General features: G+C 35.5%; 17 protein-coding genes. 9 read left to right on the top strand and 8 right to left on the bottom strand.

The genetic code is table 11. The features are described 5' to 3' along the window. The first annotated feature begins 230 nt into the window (after positions 1 to 230). The 6 genes from NI462_RS14070 to NI462_RS14095 all read left to right on the top strand — a co-directional run bounded on the left by NI462_RS14070 (position 231) and on the right by NI462_RS14095 (position 5,863). Positions 231 to 566, top strand: a complete 336-nt coding sequence (locus NI462_RS14070) for a hypothetical protein (protein WP_253161114.1) — start codon at positions 231 to 233, stop codon at positions 564 to 566. A 359-nt stretch (positions 567 to 925) separates the two neighbouring features. Beyond that, positions 926 to 1,180 (top strand): hypothetical protein, encoded by a 255-nt coding sequence (locus NI462_RS14075; protein ID WP_253161116.1) that lies wholly within the window; start codon positions 926 to 928, stop codon positions 1,178 to 1,180. 66 nt (positions 1,181 to 1,246) lie between these two features. Then, positions 1,247 to 1,726, top strand: a complete 480-nt coding sequence (locus NI462_RS14080; RefSeq protein ID WP_253161118.1) for a Csu type fimbrial protein — start codon at positions 1,247 to 1,249, stop codon at positions 1,724 to 1,726. A 24-nt stretch (positions 1,727 to 1,750) separates the two neighbouring features. Next, on the top strand, positions 1,751 to 2,500 hold the full coding sequence (locus tag NI462_RS14085; RefSeq protein WP_253161120.1) for a fimbrial biogenesis chaperone: 750 nt from the start codon (positions 1,751 to 1,753) through the stop codon (positions 2,498 to 2,500). A gap of 37 nt (positions 2,501 to 2,537) precedes the next feature. Further along, positions 2,538 to 4,886: a fimbria/pilus outer membrane usher protein gene (locus tag NI462_RS14090; RefSeq protein ID WP_253161122.1), complete on the top strand. Its 2,349-nt coding sequence runs from the start codon at positions 2,538 to 2,540 to the stop codon at positions 4,884 to 4,886. After that, positions 4,877 to 5,863: a Csu type fimbrial protein gene (locus NI462_RS14095; protein ID WP_253161124.1), complete on the top strand. Its 987-nt coding sequence runs from the start codon at positions 4,877 to 4,879 to the stop codon at positions 5,861 to 5,863. Before NI462_RS14090 ends, NI462_RS14095 begins: the two co-directional genes overlap by 10 nt. A 12-nt stretch (positions 5,864 to 5,875) precedes the next feature. Here NI462_RS14095 and NI462_RS14100 read toward each other — a convergent pair whose 3' ends face one another. The 3 genes from NI462_RS14100 to NI462_RS14110 all read right to left on the bottom strand — a co-directional run bounded on the left by NI462_RS14100 (position 5,876) and on the right by NI462_RS14110 (position 7,275). Then, a complete protein-coding gene (locus tag NI462_RS14100; protein ID WP_159138977.1) occupies positions 5,876 to 6,346 on the bottom strand; it encodes a Csu type fimbrial protein in 471 nt (156 codons plus the stop codon). Between the two features lie 213 nt (positions 6,347 to 6,559). Continuing rightward, positions 6,560 to 6,991 (bottom strand): hypothetical protein, encoded by a 432-nt coding sequence (locus tag NI462_RS14105; RefSeq protein WP_253161126.1) that lies wholly within the window; start codon positions 6,989 to 6,991, stop codon positions 6,560 to 6,562. A 17-nt stretch (positions 6,992 to 7,008) separates the two neighbouring features. Further along, the gene (locus tag NI462_RS14110; protein WP_006581723.1) at positions 7,009 to 7,275 is read right to left on the bottom strand and encodes a DUF8583 domain-containing protein; all 267 of its coding nucleotides are present in this window, start codon (positions 7,273 to 7,275) and stop codon (positions 7,009 to 7,011) included. 209 nt (positions 7,276 to 7,484) lie between these two features. On the opposite strand from NI462_RS14110, the gene mobQ reads away from it, so the two are divergent. The 3 genes from mobQ (at position 7,485) to NI462_RS14125 (ending at position 10,957) form a co-directional block, all read left to right on the top strand. Continuing rightward, positions 7,485 to 8,921 carry a MobQ family relaxase gene (mobQ, locus tag NI462_RS14115; protein ID WP_253161128.1) on the top strand — a complete coding sequence of 479 codons (1,437 nt, stop codon included), beginning with the start codon at positions 7,485 to 7,487 and terminating at the stop codon, positions 8,919 to 8,921. 515 nt (positions 8,922 to 9,436) lie between these two features. After that, complete coding sequence (repM, locus tag NI462_RS14120) at positions 9,437 to 10,330, top strand: replication initiation protein RepM (RefSeq protein ID WP_253161130.1); 894 nt, start codon at positions 9,437 to 9,439, stop codon at positions 10,328 to 10,330. A 63-nt stretch (positions 10,331 to 10,393) separates the two neighbouring features. Beyond that, on the top strand, positions 10,394 to 10,957 hold the full coding sequence (locus tag NI462_RS14125; protein WP_253161132.1) for a plasmid replication DNA-binding protein: 564 nt from the start codon (positions 10,394 to 10,396) through the stop codon (positions 10,955 to 10,957). Positions 10,958 to 11,091: 134 nt separating this feature from the next. On the opposite strand, the gene NI462_RS14130 is transcribed toward NI462_RS14125, so the two are convergent. The 5 genes from NI462_RS14130 to NI462_RS14150 form a co-directional block, all read right to left on the bottom strand. Beyond that, positions 11,092 to 11,715, bottom strand: a complete 624-nt coding sequence (locus NI462_RS14130; protein ID WP_253161134.1) for a hypothetical protein — start codon at positions 11,713 to 11,715, stop codon at positions 11,092 to 11,094. Further along, a complete protein-coding gene (locus NI462_RS14135; protein ID WP_253161136.1) occupies positions 11,716 to 12,579 on the bottom strand; it encodes a nucleotidyl transferase AbiEii/AbiGii toxin family protein in 864 nt (287 codons plus the stop codon). Beyond that, positions 12,551 to 13,507 carry a hypothetical protein gene (locus tag NI462_RS14140; protein ID WP_253161138.1) on the bottom strand — a complete coding sequence of 319 codons (957 nt, stop codon included), beginning with the start codon at positions 13,505 to 13,507 and terminating at the stop codon, positions 12,551 to 12,553. The genes NI462_RS14135 and NI462_RS14140 overlap by 29 nt, the downstream gene beginning before the upstream one ends. Before the next feature lie 1,140 nt (positions 13,508 to 14,647). Beyond that, positions 14,648 to 15,415 carry a hypothetical protein gene (locus tag NI462_RS14145; protein ID WP_253161140.1) on the bottom strand — a complete coding sequence of 256 codons (768 nt, stop codon included), beginning with the start codon at positions 15,413 to 15,415 and terminating at the stop codon, positions 14,648 to 14,650. Between the two features lie 22 nt (positions 15,416 to 15,437). After that, positions 15,438 to 15,707 (bottom strand): DUF8583 domain-containing protein, encoded by a 270-nt coding sequence (locus tag NI462_RS14150; RefSeq protein WP_163169823.1) that lies wholly within the window; start codon positions 15,705 to 15,707, stop codon positions 15,438 to 15,440. Positions 15,708 to 15,745: the final 38 nt, after the last annotated feature.

Genomic DNA, 15,745 nt, shown 5'->3' on the forward strand with positions numbered 1-15,745 from the left:
ATATTACTTGAGCATATGCAAATTCAAAAGCGGCCATTAATGTTGCATGGACATGACCAGCAGGTACTTTAACGCCATTAAATTCCAAGTCAGCTCTGGCCCTAGAATCATTTTTTTAACTTTTCATAATGAAGAATAAAAATAACTCAATGTTTACTTTAGGTTTTATACGCTTTTTCTTTTCAGGAGATAATGCTAGGATCAAAATTGGCTAACATTAAATAATCATAATGAAGAATCTTCAAATAGTTATAGCACAAGCTCTACATTCATATGAATTTGAACATATGGAGCAATCAATAAGTAAATCCATTAGCGACACTATATTGGAAATATTGGTCAATGATGGGCCTTTTGAAAAAATTGATTGTTATCTGTATTCAAAAAAAGATTCTAAAAAAATTCTAAAAAGCTCTATACCCTATGTAATTGCTGTCTTAGAAAGGGCGAAGTATAGAGTACAGAAAGCTCAGCAAGATAATCTGAGTCCTTTGTATATCTGCTTATACGTGATTAAGAAAATTGAGGGCTTTATCGAATACTTAAATACTAAATTTCAACTGTGAAAGCCTCCACTTAACATAATGGCGGTTATACGAAATGCATATTTTAAATATATAAAAATCAAAAACTTATGATATAAAGAATGTGCTCGACGATGTCGAAAAGCCGGCTTGGAAACAAGTCGGCTTTTTATTAAGCAAAGCTGTAACTTTTAGCCAATAAAATCGATCAAAAAACATTCATTTTGGCGTTTTTTCCTGATTTCTCAATGCTCTCATTTCTGAAAATATCCGCATTTTCTGCGGATAAATCTAAGGATAAAATTCAAGCTGTTTTGTACGCCAAAACGTACATGGATTTAGGGATTTAACGAATAGTCAGATCTGCACTAATTTCATATCATGGACACATAGAGAGCAGGATGCTCCAGACAACAATAAGAAAAGACAGCAACGGACATGCAGGTGCGACAGGAGTCAAACCAAAGCATCAAATATGTAAAAAAGCCCAACAGGATGTTGGGCTTTTTTATTATTTAGATTTCTTAAATAAGCGTCGGGTGTGCCGTCCAGGATACGAATTAAAGTCGCTTAAAATAACGTCAATAAATATTGAAAAAGTCATAAAATGTGATATGTTTCACACTCTATTTTTTAGTAGTAAATTTTTTTTATGAAACTATTAAAAAATAACAGCAAGTTTTAAAAAAAAACCATCTGTTTCATTATTAATAGGCCCTTATATGAAAAACTTTATCACTACAGCATTATTGCTTTCTTCTGGCGTATTTATAGCAGGACAAACAAATGCTTCTACTGCTTCTACTAAAATTGCGGATACAACCTTCCAAGTTAAAATTGAAGTTGTATCAACATGTGCGATCAGTGCTACAGATATCGATTTCGACAAAGTAGATAGTGGTATTACAGCAACAGATAAAACGGGTAATCTAAATGTAACTTGTACCAGTCAAACACCCTACAGCGTTGGTTTATCTAGTAGTGGGAAAATGACTCATACGACTGACTCTACGTCTAGCATTGCTTATAAATTATTTAAAGCATCCAGTGATACAGCAGAGTGGGACAACGACAATAATCAATATTCTGCAACTGGTTCAGGTACTGTACAGACTATCCCTGTAGTTGCTAAATTATCTGGCTCTACAAATGTACGCGCTGGTAACTATGCAGATACCGTCACAGCTACAGTAACTTATTAATTTTTATTATCGTAAAGAGTCCACATGAAAAAGCCAGCCAAATTCTCTCATGTATTTCACATTTGTGGTGCAGGAATCTTGGCAGCTAGTATTTTTATAACACAGGCGCATGCTGCCAGTTTGCAAGTTGCGCCTATTTTATTAGAATTTTCACCACAAGAAAAAGTCAAAGAACTTTGGTTGACTAATACAGGTAATGAGAGTATTCGTGCACAAGTACGGGTGAACGCTTGGACACAAAGCAATCAACAAGATATTTTAACAAACTCCAAAGATTTAATTGCTAGTCCTATGGTCATTAGCATTCCTGCCGGACAACGGCAATTGGTTCGATTGATCCGCAATACTCAAATAGCAAATACGACTGAACAAGCTTATCGTCTCATCGTGGATGAATTACCTAACTCCCAGACTGATGTACAAAGTGGTCTACAATTGTTACTCAAATATTCCATTCCTGTTTTTTTAAAAGTATCGGACAGTAATGATACAGATCAAGGCATAACATCCCTGCAAGGTATGAGCTTTAAATATAATACGCAAACACTAACAATCAACAATCAGTCTAGTCATTATAAGCGCTTTAGTCAGTTTTCCTACATGGATGCGCAAGGCAAAAAAATACCAATTCAAATGGGATTGATGGGTTATGTACTTAGTGGGAAAAGCATGCAATGGAAAATTCCAAATAATATAAATGTTACGCGTGGTGGAAAGTTTATAGCTGTAGTTAATATGGATCTTCGTGAACAAACTCTACCATTATCTCCCTGATACAGAATAAGCTTTAGGTATAGGGAGTTTCTGATTATTGAAGGTTCGAGCAAGCAATTTTATACTTGCAGGAATGATGCTGATCACAGCACCGACAACATTTGCAGAACAATACTTATCCAATAATATAGACAGTGCGATTCAACAGGAATTGTATTTGGATGTAGAAGTAAATCAGTCTGCACAAATTCAAATTGGTCATTTTTTACAACAAGATCAGCAACTCTATATTGATGTAGCTTCCTTAAAAAATTTCGCCATTACTGCCGAGATAACACCAATCATAATTGATCAGGTACCCTATATTGCACTTGATCAGATTGTAGGGCTAAGCTATAAATATGACGACCTCAATCAAAAAATTTCAATCCAAGTACCTATTACACTGTTAAGCAGTCAACATCAATATGGCTATCAGCATCTGCCTGCTGCAAAAGTTAATCCATTGCATGAAAAAACAGGTGTCTTGCTCAATTACACTGCCTTTGCTCAGCAGCATGAGAATATATTTTCTTTAAATGGTTGGAATGAATTTCGTGTTTTTGGGCTATTTGGTGGGGTATTCAGCCTTTCTAGTAGCTACCAATATCAAGATAATGCCTTTATAAATCATCATATACTGGATACATATTGGGAAAAAGATATCCCAGAACAATTGCTTAGACTACGTTTAGGTGATGCACAAAGTAATGCACTGTCATGGACACGCTCTACTCGCTTGAGTGGTCTTAGTTTATCGAAAAATTTTGCTTTACAACCCTATACCGTGACGACCCCCTTAATGAGTTTTAAAGGTCAGGTAGCATTGCCTTCACAAGTAGATTTAATAATTAATGGTATTAAGCAGGCTTCTCAAGATGTCGTACCAGGACAATTTGATATTCAATCAGTCCCCAGTATTACAGGTGCAGGCAATGCACAAATGGTCATTACAGATATTAATGGTCAACAGCAAGTACTGAATATTCCCTTATATGGTACGAATAATCTACTCGCAAAAAGCTTAAATGACTGGTCTTTTAATGTAGGTTATCCAAAGTTAAATTATGGCTTATCTTCATTTGATTATGCACAAGATCCTGCATTTAGTGGAAGCTATCGTTATGGAATATCAAATAAACTTACTCTGGAAACACATACTGAATTGACCGATCAATTGCAACAGGCAGGACTAGGCACACTTTATCAATTAGGCAAACGTGCAGGACAGCTTAATCTCTCTTATGCTTATAGTCGTACACCTGAGCAACATGGACAATTATTAGGCCTAGGTTATAGTTGGAACTCTAAATTAATAAGTTTAAATTATAATGGGCTACGACAGTTTGGTGAGTTTAATGATATTGCTAGCTTGAATGATGCGGCATTTGCCAGTAGGTCAGACCAATTTTATATAGGTTTTAATACTAAAATTGGTCAGTTGGGAAGTAGCTATATCCAGCAAAAATATACGGAGCAAGAGAGTAAGTTTGTATTGCTAAACTGGTCTTATATCTTGCCGCAACGTATGAACCTAAATTTAGGTTATACGCATGATTTAATTAATAAGAAAGATAGTTATTATCTATCACTTAATATCCCTTGGGCGCAACGTAACTCAGCCACAGCATCAATACAGCATAGTCATGATAACAAACAGTTTGGTGTGAATATAATGCATACGCTAAATCAAGATCAGGGAGGGATGGGATGGCAAGCCATGGCCAATCGTACAGATCAATACTCACAGTTTCAGGGGCAGATCGACTATCTCGGTCGCTATGGGTTAGCACAATTAAATGTGCAACATACAGCATCAGACCAACAAAATAATACCAGTGCATTTGCCTCAGTCAACGGAGGGTTAGTTATTCTAAAAGACGTGATACTACCCACGCGTTTGAGTAACGGTTCATTTGCTATTGTCTCAACAGATGATATTGCTAGCGTACCGGTGCGTATGGAGAATCGTTTGATTGGTAAAACTAATCAGAAAGGATATTTGCTATTGGATCGTCTAAATCCATATCAGCATAATAGTGTAGCAGTTGATACCCTGAACCTACCCATAAATTTAAAAATAGAAACAACACAGCAAGATGTTGTACCTCGTCAGGCAAGTGGTGTATTCGTTCGTTTTCCAATGTATCAAGTGAAATCCGTTCAATTACAGGCAGTCGATGATCAGGGAGAGAATCTAGCAGTGGGTAAATCTGTTTGGGATATTCAACCATCAATACAGCAGTCTCCTAAAACCATTGTAGCTCATGATGGTATTGTATATTTAGATGATGTGAAAAATAATAAATTATATATTGGCGATGAGCTTAAGCAATGCCAAGTGAATCTTCCTGAAGTTTCCACTCTTGAAGGTTTTAGCGATTTAGGAAGGGTGGTATGTCAATAACTCATCAATTTAACCGAATCAAAGCTTATGGCCTCATCAAGCGTTTAGCTTGTATGAGCTTATTGTTTTTAGCTTATAGCATATGCTCTTCATCTGCTTATGCAGAGAGTTGCTGGGTAAGTGGAGGTAATTTAAGCCTAGGCACAGCGAACATACAAGGCTCGATGACAGCTTCTACGGATATTACCGTAACATGTAACTCAAACTGGAGTCAGCCTGTGACATATAAGATATGTATGGTAGTTGATAGTATAGATCCAGCGGCTAAAGATCCTCGCACAATGATTAACTATGATAACTATCCTGCTTCCTTATTAAATTATAACTTATATTATGATGTCGCACGAACACGCAAGATACCAAACTCAGACGCTAAAAATACAGCTCAGTGCCAGTCTGTTCAAGTAGGTGCTAATACAGGAAGTCCGAGTACATTAGTCAAAATGTATGGTCAAGTTCTTGCAGGACAAAATGTACCTGCTGGCTCCTATAAAACCAATAGTACTTCCATAAAGCTATACTATGCTTATCGCTATGGCTTAGAAGTACCTTCAGATTTAGAAGCTCTAACTAGTCAAAATAGCTCAACTAACAATATAGTCATCAATTCTAACTATGAAAATAGCTGTTTGATTTTATCTGCATCAGATATAGATTTTGGTTCAGTGGAGCTATTGAATAATACTTTATATCGTTCAGGGACTATTCAATTAGCATGTCCAATGGGTACCAATATGAAGGTAAGTTTAAATAATGGTCTAAATCCATTGGGCTCACAAAGACGTATGAAAAATTCTTTAGGAAGTTATATTCAATACGGTTTATATCAGGATCCAAGTCACTCGAACATTTGGCAGGCGGATACTTCATATTCTATAACCCACCAGACTATCCCTGTTTATGCGATGGTCCCATCGCAAAGCATTAGCAGTATAGGGAAATATTCCGATACCATTACTGTGACTTTAACTTATTAGAAAACCCTATATTTAATAGGTAATCGTAGCAGTAACTGTATCTATATATTGACCGGCAGGAACGTTAGTATCAGGCACTTTCCCCCAAATGGTAATATTTTGAGTTTGTCCTGTACCGTGTTGTGAAAAAAGATTTTCAGAGCTGTTTCCCCATTCTTTGCTCATAGATGCATCTTGATAAAGTCGATATGAAAGCTTCAAGGAAGCATCCTGAGTATTCTTTAGTGTACCATCACTATTTAGTGAAATATTGTAAGGCGTACCATTAGTACATGAGACATTTAGACTACCCGTTGCCTGGATATTTTGGGTATTACGAGAAATCGTACCAAAATCTATATTAGAAGTAGAACCTGTGCCGATATCACAAATTTCATTGACTTTTATTTTGACCTGAAACTGTGTGGACTGCCGGTCACTCATGGTATAAGCAGAGACTGAAACTACAGCTAGAATTACAAATGAATATTTAAAAATTTTCATTGAATGTGCCTATATCCAATATAGATAATTATATTAATCTGAATTGTAGAGAGTAAAAAGCTAACTATTTAAAGTAATAGTCTGGATTACGCACTAAATTTCATGATTCTAATCATATTATTCGATTTTACTCAACTATGCTGCCATCTAGTAAACAATTCAAAAATAAAAGGGCAAACAGGCTAGATTTAACATAAAATCTCTTATGCGAAATTACATACCAACTTTAACCATATTGTGGACAGGTTGAAGTTTAGAGATAAGAAAAACCTCTAGAGCATTTGCTAAATAAGCCCTATCACGTTCAAAGCCTATCGTAATGATGGATCCTGCATCTTTCAGTCTTGGATCTATCGCAATATATTCAGTTTTATCTTCATTCCATCGGCAATATTTCATTACCCTGGCGCTTAAGCCATTACCACGATAACGGCCAGCACCTCTAGAAGTCCCAACACCAATATAAGTCACTAGATCCCCTTTAATAAACGCATATACACCTTGTTTATCGTAATTAGGAATTTTCCCAAAATTAAAATGTACTGGTGACCATTCAGGGGGCTTTCCTAATAGATCTACGTTCCAGTGATGTTCAAAGAATAGTTTTGTCTTCTGTATTAACTCATCAAGTGTTGGATCTTCCACAACTCATCTCTCAAAATTTATAAATTAAAAAGCTTACGATCTCTTTCATCCGTTAAATACTTATCCATTTGAGCAATCAGTTTTGCCCGAGCCTGTTCATCTTCTTCAGTGATTTTCAGCATGCATGACCCAATCAAAATCTTGCGTCTGGTATCATCCTTTCGTGCCTGTTCTTTCTCTTTAGCACGTTCTCTTGCAAGTGCTGCTTGTCTTTGAGCTTTAAGCTGTTTCAGCTTTTCTTCCTGGGCTTTAATTTTGCTGTCTAGTGTTTCAGTAACGCTCATTAATCCAATACCATCATCCTGGGAAACCATCCCTAACATAAGCGCACTTGAATATGCATTCAAGGTGCTATATGTATAGTAATGTTTTCCTCGAAGAGCGCACTTATGCAAACTTCGTTTGCAAGTCCGATTGGGGTCTCCCCAATACCCCGACAACCGTATCCACGGTTGTATTTCACTACGTGAAAATTTAAAAGCGAAAAACAGGCATGGCGATTTACCACTTTTCAGTCAAAACCGTAGCACGATCAGCAGGGCGTTCCGCCACTGCTGCAATCGCCTATCGGGCCGGTGAAAAGATCTATTGTGAACGTGAAGGCCGAGAACATGACTACAGCCGAAAAACTGGTGTGGAATATAAAGAAATTTATTTACCGGAAGGCGCACCAAAGCATTTAAAAAACCGGGAAAAACTCTGGAACGAAGTTGAACAACGGGAAACCAGAAAAAACTCGACAGTTGCCCGGGAATTTGAAATCGCTTTTCCAAGTGAATTAAATCAGGAACAACGCCTGGCCATGCTCGAAGAACTATGCGGCAGTATCGTGGACAGACATCAGGTGGCCGTCGATGCCTGTATCCATGCACCGCATACTGGATCCGGCAGCGATGAACGCAATTATCACGCGCATATCCTGATGAGCACACGCAAACTCACTCCGGAAGGCTTTACCGATAAAACCCGGGAACTGGACCAGAAACACAGTGGAGAAATCGAGCACTGGCGTGAACACTTTGCCGATATCTGCAATATGCACCTGGATCTGGCCGGGTCCACCGCCCGGGTCGACCATCGCAGCTACAAAGACCAAGAGAATGGCCTGGAAGCTACCCTGCACGAAGGACCGAAAGTCACCGAACTACGTAGAAGAGGCATCGAAACCGAAATCAGCCGAACCAATGATGAAATCAAAGAAAGAAATCAGGCTCAGCTGCAATATGGCAAAAATATGGACATGCTGATTGCTGAAAATGAAATAAAACTCAGCACATTGAAAACAGAACAACAGACTCAGATCGAAAATAGCGCCAAAACGCCACCAATTGACGAAAAATCCCTGTTTGAGCAAAAACAGAGGGAAACCCTAGTCAAACTGCTACAAGGCGAAATAAACGCAAAAGAGACGAATCTAGACCTGGATTTTATGCAGGATGTTTTCAAAAAGGCAGAAAACACCCTGGGCAAGATGCAAAAGCATAAAAACGAGTTTAGTCAGCAGCTCGCCCAAGACATCGTGAAAAGCGGACTCAAACAAAGTCATGACAAATTGCAAAGCCTGGTGGATCAACACAACGAGTTAGGTCAGAACAAGCCCTTGCTGTTTGGAAAAAAAGCTTGGGAAGCACAACGTGATGCGATTTACCAGGAACACAAACAACTGAAAGGCAGACATGAATACCAGAAAAAAAATGGTGTGAAGGATTTATTGGAAAACGAAAAATTCAAAGAACATGCCTGGAAACAGTACCAAAAGCAGCATCCGGCCAAAGCCGAGCAATACAAAAACTTATATAAAAACTATCAGACCATCAAAACCTGTGTGGATGAGATCAAAGCAGAACAACAAATCAAACTTAGACAAGAACAACAGCTCAAAGCAAAGCAACAAGCTCCTAAAATGAAATCTCGTGGCATGAGTCGATAAACAGAGCGAGTGTCTACGAGCGAACTGAAAAAAATTGCCCATCCCTTTCCCTGATTACAAGCTCCCTATCAATCAATCACTTGCTTTATAGAGCATCCCGAATGGGTGCGAACTTTCCAAATTTGATTCTTAAATCGAGCGTAGCGAGAAAAAAAGCTCATGAGCGAAGCGAATTCCGAGTTGCTTTTGCTTTTTCTAAAAGTCACGAAAATATGAACCAAAAATTGCCCCGACGAATCGAGCGAAAGCGAGATTCAATAGAGTTTGAGCGAAGCGAAAACCAAGGGCAATTTTTCAAATTCCCTTTTTTAATTATTTTTAAATATTTTAAATCTTTTCAGCCCTCTGTATGCCTTTAGTAGCAATGGTTTCAGCATTTAAATATGACGGATTGACTACTAACTATGACGGATTGACTACTAACTATGACGGATTGACTACTTAACTATGACGGATTGACTACTAACTATGACAAGTATATATTTGTCATATATTAAAAATTAAATGGTTTTATTTTGGATAAGAATCAAGTTGTAAAATCAAATCAAGTTATAGAAGCTTCATATCAATTAAGTGCCGTAGAGCAACGTATTGTCTTAGCAGCCATTTCACGTATTCCAAAGAATCAACCCATCACAGATGATGAGTTATACCCAGTGAGTGTTAATGAATTACAGCTCCTAGGAGTACACGAGAAAACAGCCTATAGAGATTTAAAAGAAGGGATTAATAGACTTTATGAAAGGTCTATCAACCTTTCTGTGGACGATAAATCTATCAAAATGAGATGGGTACAAGAGGTTCAGTTTCTAGATAGTCAAAGTGTTATTGGTATTCGCTTTTCAAAACCAATTTTGCCTTTTATATCTAACCTAAGTAGAGAATTTACGAAATATGCTCTATCTGATATCGCAGGTATCAACAGTGGGTACGGTATCCGTATTTATGAGTTACTGGTGCAATACAGACAAATAGGTAAGCGTGAAATCTCTGTTGATAATCTACGAACCATGTTGGAACTCGGTAAAAAGTATCCGTTATTTGCTGATTTTAAAAAAAGGGTAATTGATACTGCTGTAGATCAAATAAATGAATACAGCCCTTTACGTGTAACGTATGAGCAGAAAAAAACAGGTCGTAAAGTTACTCATATTACTTTTTCTTTTAAAGAAAAAACAAAAAGTATTGGTCAGGAAAGTACAGACATACCGAAAGAGTTCTATAAGTTAACAGATGCTCAGATAAATATGTTTGGTAATCAACTATCGCGTCTACATGAACTTTCTCATCTAGCACGTGAGGGTGAGAGCTATGAAATATTAGCTTCAAAAATCAAAGAAAAACTTAGAGATCCAAAACAACAGAAGCAGTTTTTACCTTACTTACAGAACTTGGGCTTCAAACCTTGAGTGTATTGAAGAATACACTTATTGTATTCTCCAATACGTATCTTAAATACACAGTAATACACTATGAAAACAAGTACAAAATACAGTGTTAGTGATGCTGCCACACTGTATAAAAAATCCAGAGCGACACTTTATAAAGATATAAAAAATGGGGTATTAAGCCGTGATCATGATGGCTTTATAGACTTTTCAGAGTTATTAAGAGTATATGGTGAACCGTTTAGTGGAAAACAGTCAAAACGTATTGATACTCCTCAAATACAAAACCTGGATACACCTGAATACACTGATAAAACAGTTATAGAATTAAAAAATCAGATCGATTTTTTGAAGAAACAATTAGAAAAAGCAGAAGATAGAGAGACTAAAGCTAATGCTCGTATTGATACGCTTCTTACACTAATTGAAATGAAGCCACTAAAAGCTAATATTGATTCTAATAAAGAGAATATTGAAAGTAGGATTCCATCTAATCCAACTGATATAACAACAAATATTCCCTCGAAACAGCTTAAAGAGGACGGATTGACTACTTCAGAAAATAAACGTATTCCTGTTCCAGAAACCACTGAACCTGAACCTAAAAAAAGGGGTTTTCTGAGCCGTTTTTTCCTTCCTTCTGGGTAACCAGGCATCCAATTTTTTGATGAGCCAATTTCAGTACAAGCACATGAAATAATGACTCATCAAAAAACCGGATAATATTTTTTAAATTGAATAAAATTGTGAAATAAAGGTTGGAAACCTACAAAACTCTAAAACTATCTTTTGATGTAATATCCACTAGCATTGTCATTAAAATTTTCATTACATAGTTCATTTGGATTACATTCTCTTTTTATTATTTTGTGATGTAGTTGCTGCCATCCACCATCAGTAATAATAAAAATTTCATCTCCTGCCTGTAAATCAAAATGAATTATTTCACATTCATCATCTTTTATAGTCTTATTAAGGACATTTTGATATGGATGAGTAATACATAATTCTCCAATTACATTAGGATTCATAATCTTTCTTGAACACATTTTCCAAGCCTGAGTATGATCTACTGTTTTTAAACTGCCATTTAAGTAAACACGACAGTCTCCGCAGAAACCAACAGAACATTTATCTTTTTCTATCCATAAAAAACTTACAGAAGCATTAAAACTTTTTTCTAGTTGTTTTAATCTACTTATAAACTGAGAATAGTCTGTAAAAGGCGTAACTATACAAAATAACTCATCAACAAATTGTTCAATATGTTGCCTAGTTAAAATGGTTTTATCTTCTTTGAAACCATCTACCACTAAAAAAATAGAAACGCTTTCATAATGTACTTGTTTAATTACATCTAGATTGGTAAGTCTTTGTCCTTGGAAATTAAATTCTTCTACTTGCAATCAAGAATTCTCCCAAGGTAATGATTCAAAATATTCTTGAACAAGTGAATAGGCTTCTTCGAAACTAACTTCTGTCACGTCCTCATGTTCTAGATCTTCAAAACCTTCTTCAGATCGAGTACGTATCTCTGGATCCTGTAAAGCTGATTGTCGTAGATATTCATCAATTTTTTTATTAGCTGATTTCTCAATTAATGAATTATATATCTGAACTTTCTCACCTTCAGTATTCTTAGCAAAGTTTGTAATTAAATGATGAAGATCATAAACATCCTGTCTTCGACTTCTATTTCTTACAACTTGTTGAAGAATAGATCTAAATTTTTCAGCCATTAAAGCCGTGAAACTATAGACTTTTACAACTTCTTCATTTTCAAGATGAACTTCATCAAGTTCGCCAGTAACTTCATTAAAACTATAATCAATAGATATTGTATGAGGGGATTCGCCTTTCTCCAGGCGTTTCATTGCACCAACATTATCTTTTTTTGCGTAGCCAATAGTGATAAGTAACGAAGGAAAATCTACTGTCTCGAAATCCTTCGGTTGTTTTTTAATTTTCTGTACTCGACAAGCAAGGTTATAAGTATTGAGTTCTACTTCAGCAGCTAATAATGAGTTATTTAATTCGGAACGAAGAGCTTCTATATCTACTTCTTGTGGATTACTTAATGCAGAGAAATCTAAGTCTGTTGTAAATCGTGTATTAGCGTATTGAATTGCCATCAATACACCACCTTTTAGAGCCATAATAGAAGAAAGCCTACTACTAGAACTTACAGCTGTAAGTACTATATGCATTGCTCTTCTAATATCGACATAGTCTTCCGTTTCACTAACCCATTGAGTTAAATTCAATTCCATATGGCTCTACACACGAGTGATTTAAAGAAAGACACCATTCTACATTAACGATATTAGAGAAATCTTTTCCAGCTAAAAAAACTCTACTACTCCCTCTTAAGTCTTTGTTTCTATTTTTCATTTTAATAATTTCAGGATCATTTTGCTCTAAAATTTGTTCAAATATTAAGCCAATTCTAGCTTGAGAGATTAAACTTGATTCTAAAGCGGCCTTATAAATTTTCTTTTTAAATGCTACTCCATATTCTCTAAATATATCCATGACATGCTCGATCCCACCACACTCTTTGGGATTATTGATCATTTCAACAAATAGATTTCCTATTTCTATTACTCTTACCCCATTATCTAACTGAATATAAGGTTTTGGTGAGTTTGTTGAGGATACTAAAAGCCTTTTTTTGAAATACACATCATTATTTTTAGGATATCTAGGCAAATATTTAAGGATTATTTCTTTATCGTCGATTGAAGCATCAATTTGATTTACAACTTCAATAATTTTGGCTTTCCATTGAGTTCTAGAGGGAAGCTCTATTTGTATTTGTTTTGGGATTCTGTCTGTAATTGAGTAATGTCTCATTGCAGATAAATAAGTCAAATAAGCATGTGGAAATAGCGGAAATATTAACTCTACAGGTGTCAATTTATTCTTATTTTTAACGAAATATCCATACCCAGTTGCATGAGGGGCATACGCATTCATAAATGGTTCTTCAGCAAGATACTCATATGTAAATCTTTTAAAAGCCAGTTCCAAATCAGTATTACCATGTATTGATATTTGCTGATTACCAATTTTTTTAGAAAGGAAAAGTTCTCTAAATTTGAGAAATAAATCAAATCTATTTATTGAGCCGTATTTATACTCATCCAAAAACCAAATTATCATTGCGTTATTCAAAGACAATTTAGGGGCTTTTTTCATAAGTAATGTTCTCTAAAAGTATATAAGTCCTAAGGACTTATATACTTTTAGAGTTAATAATGTCAAGTAATTTTTTTTTAATAAAAATATAAGTTACTGATAAATATGATTTTAAAAAAAATAATTTGAATTATTTACTTAATCACTTTATAATGTGTCCTTAGGACACATTATAAAGTGATTGTAGAACTATATTTTAAAACAACGTTTCTTATTTTTGTTTAATTTAAATACAATCAATAGCTTAAGAAAGGACATAATTTAGAAGTAAAAAATTAAGGAAAAATAAAGCATTTAACATAATGGTGATTATACGAAGTACACTTGTATATTAATTTAAATATCAACAACTTAAAATTTTAGTCATGACTAAGAAACCACCAGAAATTGGCTTTTGTAATAAGTTGGTGAGTTTTTAAGCAAATCTGTAACATTTTGCCAAGAAAATCGATTAATAAATGATCAATTTGGCGAACAGTGCCCATTTCATACGGATCCAGGTTCCAAAACTATCCCCAATTGCTGGGGATAAAATTTAGGCTATTTTGTACGCTTTGGCTCACATGAAACTCGGCCCTTTGCGGCTGTCCAGGATAGGTGAATTTTCCTATGATGAAGCCATAGAGAACAGGATGTTCCAAACAACAAGAATAAGAAAGATCGCACCAGGAGCGTGAGGTAAGACAGGAGTCATACCTAGCAACCCAATATGAGAAACCCCGGCAGGATGCCGGGGTTTTTTATTTTCTAATCCGATTATTTTATTAATTTCACATGTGAATCAATACTATAAATTTACCAAAAACATAATAAGCTCCCCTTACAACCAACCACCCAAAAATAGTTTGCAGTACTTTCCGTATGGGCCTTCAGCAGTTTTGAAAAAGCGTAAAAAATTACAAAATTAATACAAAAATTTGTTGTGTTTTACCGTCCATACCCCTTAAAATTTAGCGGAATAAGTAAACTTATTCCGCTAAATTTTAAGGGGTATGGAGAATCATACCTAGTTTCTGTCATTATATCTTGTTGATTTATATAACTTTTATCTTTTATGCTGAAGGCCCATACTCCTTTTAAACTGGTCTATAGCCTATAGAAACCCATCTAAATACCAAATTCGTACTTTTCCTCAAGATCTTACATATACTTAGCAGTTACTTGCTCTCGTATTTCATTATAGTAAACTTCTAAATCTTCAGGTCGTTCTCTACCTTCATAAAATCTTTCATCCCGAATCCAGAAATCCCCATCAGAAATATAACAAGTCAGCCTTAAATTAGCGGTGGATTTACGTCTAGTATTTACATCTAACTTATTAAAATAGTTCTTTTTCTTTATAAAAAAATAACCAATAACAATAGGCAATTTTTTTGATAGTTCTAATAAAGCTGAAAAAGCCTCCAATGAACTAAAATGAGTTTCAACTACTTCCAAAGCGAAATAAGGTTGCTTATCTGTTAGGGATAGGGCTTTTGATTGCCCAAATAAATCAAACCGTAAATACCCCTTTTCTGTTACTGCAAAGGTTACTTCTTTCGCCCAGTTATACTCTTTCAATAAAGAAATTCTTTCAAAGCTTTTCTCCTGACTCTTTGAAAACTCATAAAAACCAGTAAGCACTTTGGAATAACTTTGTAATTCTTCTAGTAATATATCTCTTTGTTGATCATGATAAGTCGAGTTATCTCTTCTACCATTTAGGCTTCTTCTTATTCCTCTTTTTTGATAAAAATGGGGAGAATCTTCACGATTTCTAACCCCTAATTCTATGGCTTTTTCTGGAGAATCATATAAATACTGAGTTCGAAGAAAGCTTCTTAATTCTGGACTGAATAATTCATGATATAAAACATTTTTCCAGCTTCCATCTTCTTGCTGATAACAAACACTTTCATGTAAGGGCATAAGGTCTTCTCTAATACCGATTTCAATTTAAATTAAATAATTTACGATCTCTTTCATCCGTTAAATACTTGTCCATCTGAGCAATTAATTTAGCTCTAGCCTGTTCATCATCTTCAGTGATTTTCAGCATACAGGATCCGATTAAAATCTTACGTCTGGTATCATCCTTTCTTGCCTGTTCTTTCTCTTTAGCTCGTGCTCTAGCTAATGCTGCCTGCCTTTGAGCTTTGAGCTGTTTTAGCTTTTCTTCCTGGGCTTTAATTTTGCTGTCTAGTGTTTCAGTAACGCTCATTAATCCAATACCATCATCCTGGGAAACCATCCCTAACA

This window comes from Acinetobacter lwoffii (assembly GCF_024129715.1).
GTDB classification, from domain to species: Bacteria; Pseudomonadota; Gammaproteobacteria; order Pseudomonadales; family Moraxellaceae; genus Acinetobacter; species Acinetobacter lwoffii_U.

Bases quoted from the DNA above. Each gene is read 5' to 3' on its own strand.
- mobQ (WP_253161128.1), top strand. From the start codon at position 7,485: ATGGCGATTTACCACTTTTCAGTCAAAACCGTAGCACGATCAGCAGGG.
- NI462_RS14110 (WP_006581723.1), bottom strand. From the start codon at position 7,275: ATGAGCGTTACTGAAACACTAGACAGCAAAATTAAAGCCCAGGAAGAA.
- NI462_RS14095 (WP_253161124.1), top strand. From the start codon at position 4,877: ATGTCAATAACTCATCAATTTAACCGAATCAAAGCTTATGGCCTCATC.
- NI462_RS14135 (WP_253161136.1), bottom strand. From the start codon at position 12,579: ATGGAATTGAATTTAACTCAATGGGTTAGTGAAACGGAAGACTATGTC.
- NI462_RS14140 (WP_253161138.1), bottom strand. From the start codon at position 13,507: ATGAAAAAAGCCCCTAAATTGTCTTTGAATAACGCAATGATAATTTGG.
- NI462_RS14070 (WP_253161114.1), top strand. From the start codon at position 231: ATGAAGAATCTTCAAATAGTTATAGCACAAGCTCTACATTCATATGAA.
- NI462_RS14125 (WP_253161132.1), top strand. From the start codon at position 10,394: ATGAAAACAAGTACAAAATACAGTGTTAGTGATGCTGCCACACTGTAT.
- NI462_RS14075 (WP_253161116.1), top strand. From the start codon at position 926: ATGCTCCAGACAACAATAAGAAAAGACAGCAACGGACATGCAGGTGCG.
- NI462_RS14080 (WP_253161118.1), top strand. From the start codon at position 1,247: ATGAAAAACTTTATCACTACAGCATTATTGCTTTCTTCTGGCGTATTT.
- NI462_RS14085 (WP_253161120.1), top strand. From the start codon at position 1,751: ATGAAAAAGCCAGCCAAATTCTCTCATGTATTTCACATTTGTGGTGCA.
- NI462_RS14145 (WP_253161140.1), bottom strand. From the start codon at position 15,415: ATGCCCTTACATGAAAGTGTTTGTTATCAGCAAGAAGATGGAAGCTGG.
- NI462_RS14100 (WP_159138977.1), bottom strand. From the start codon at position 6,346: ATGAAAATTTTTAAATATTCATTTGTAATTCTAGCTGTAGTTTCAGTC.
- NI462_RS14150 (WP_163169823.1), bottom strand. From the start codon at position 15,707: ATGAGCGTTACTGAAACACTAGACAGCAAAATTAAAGCCCAGGAAGAA.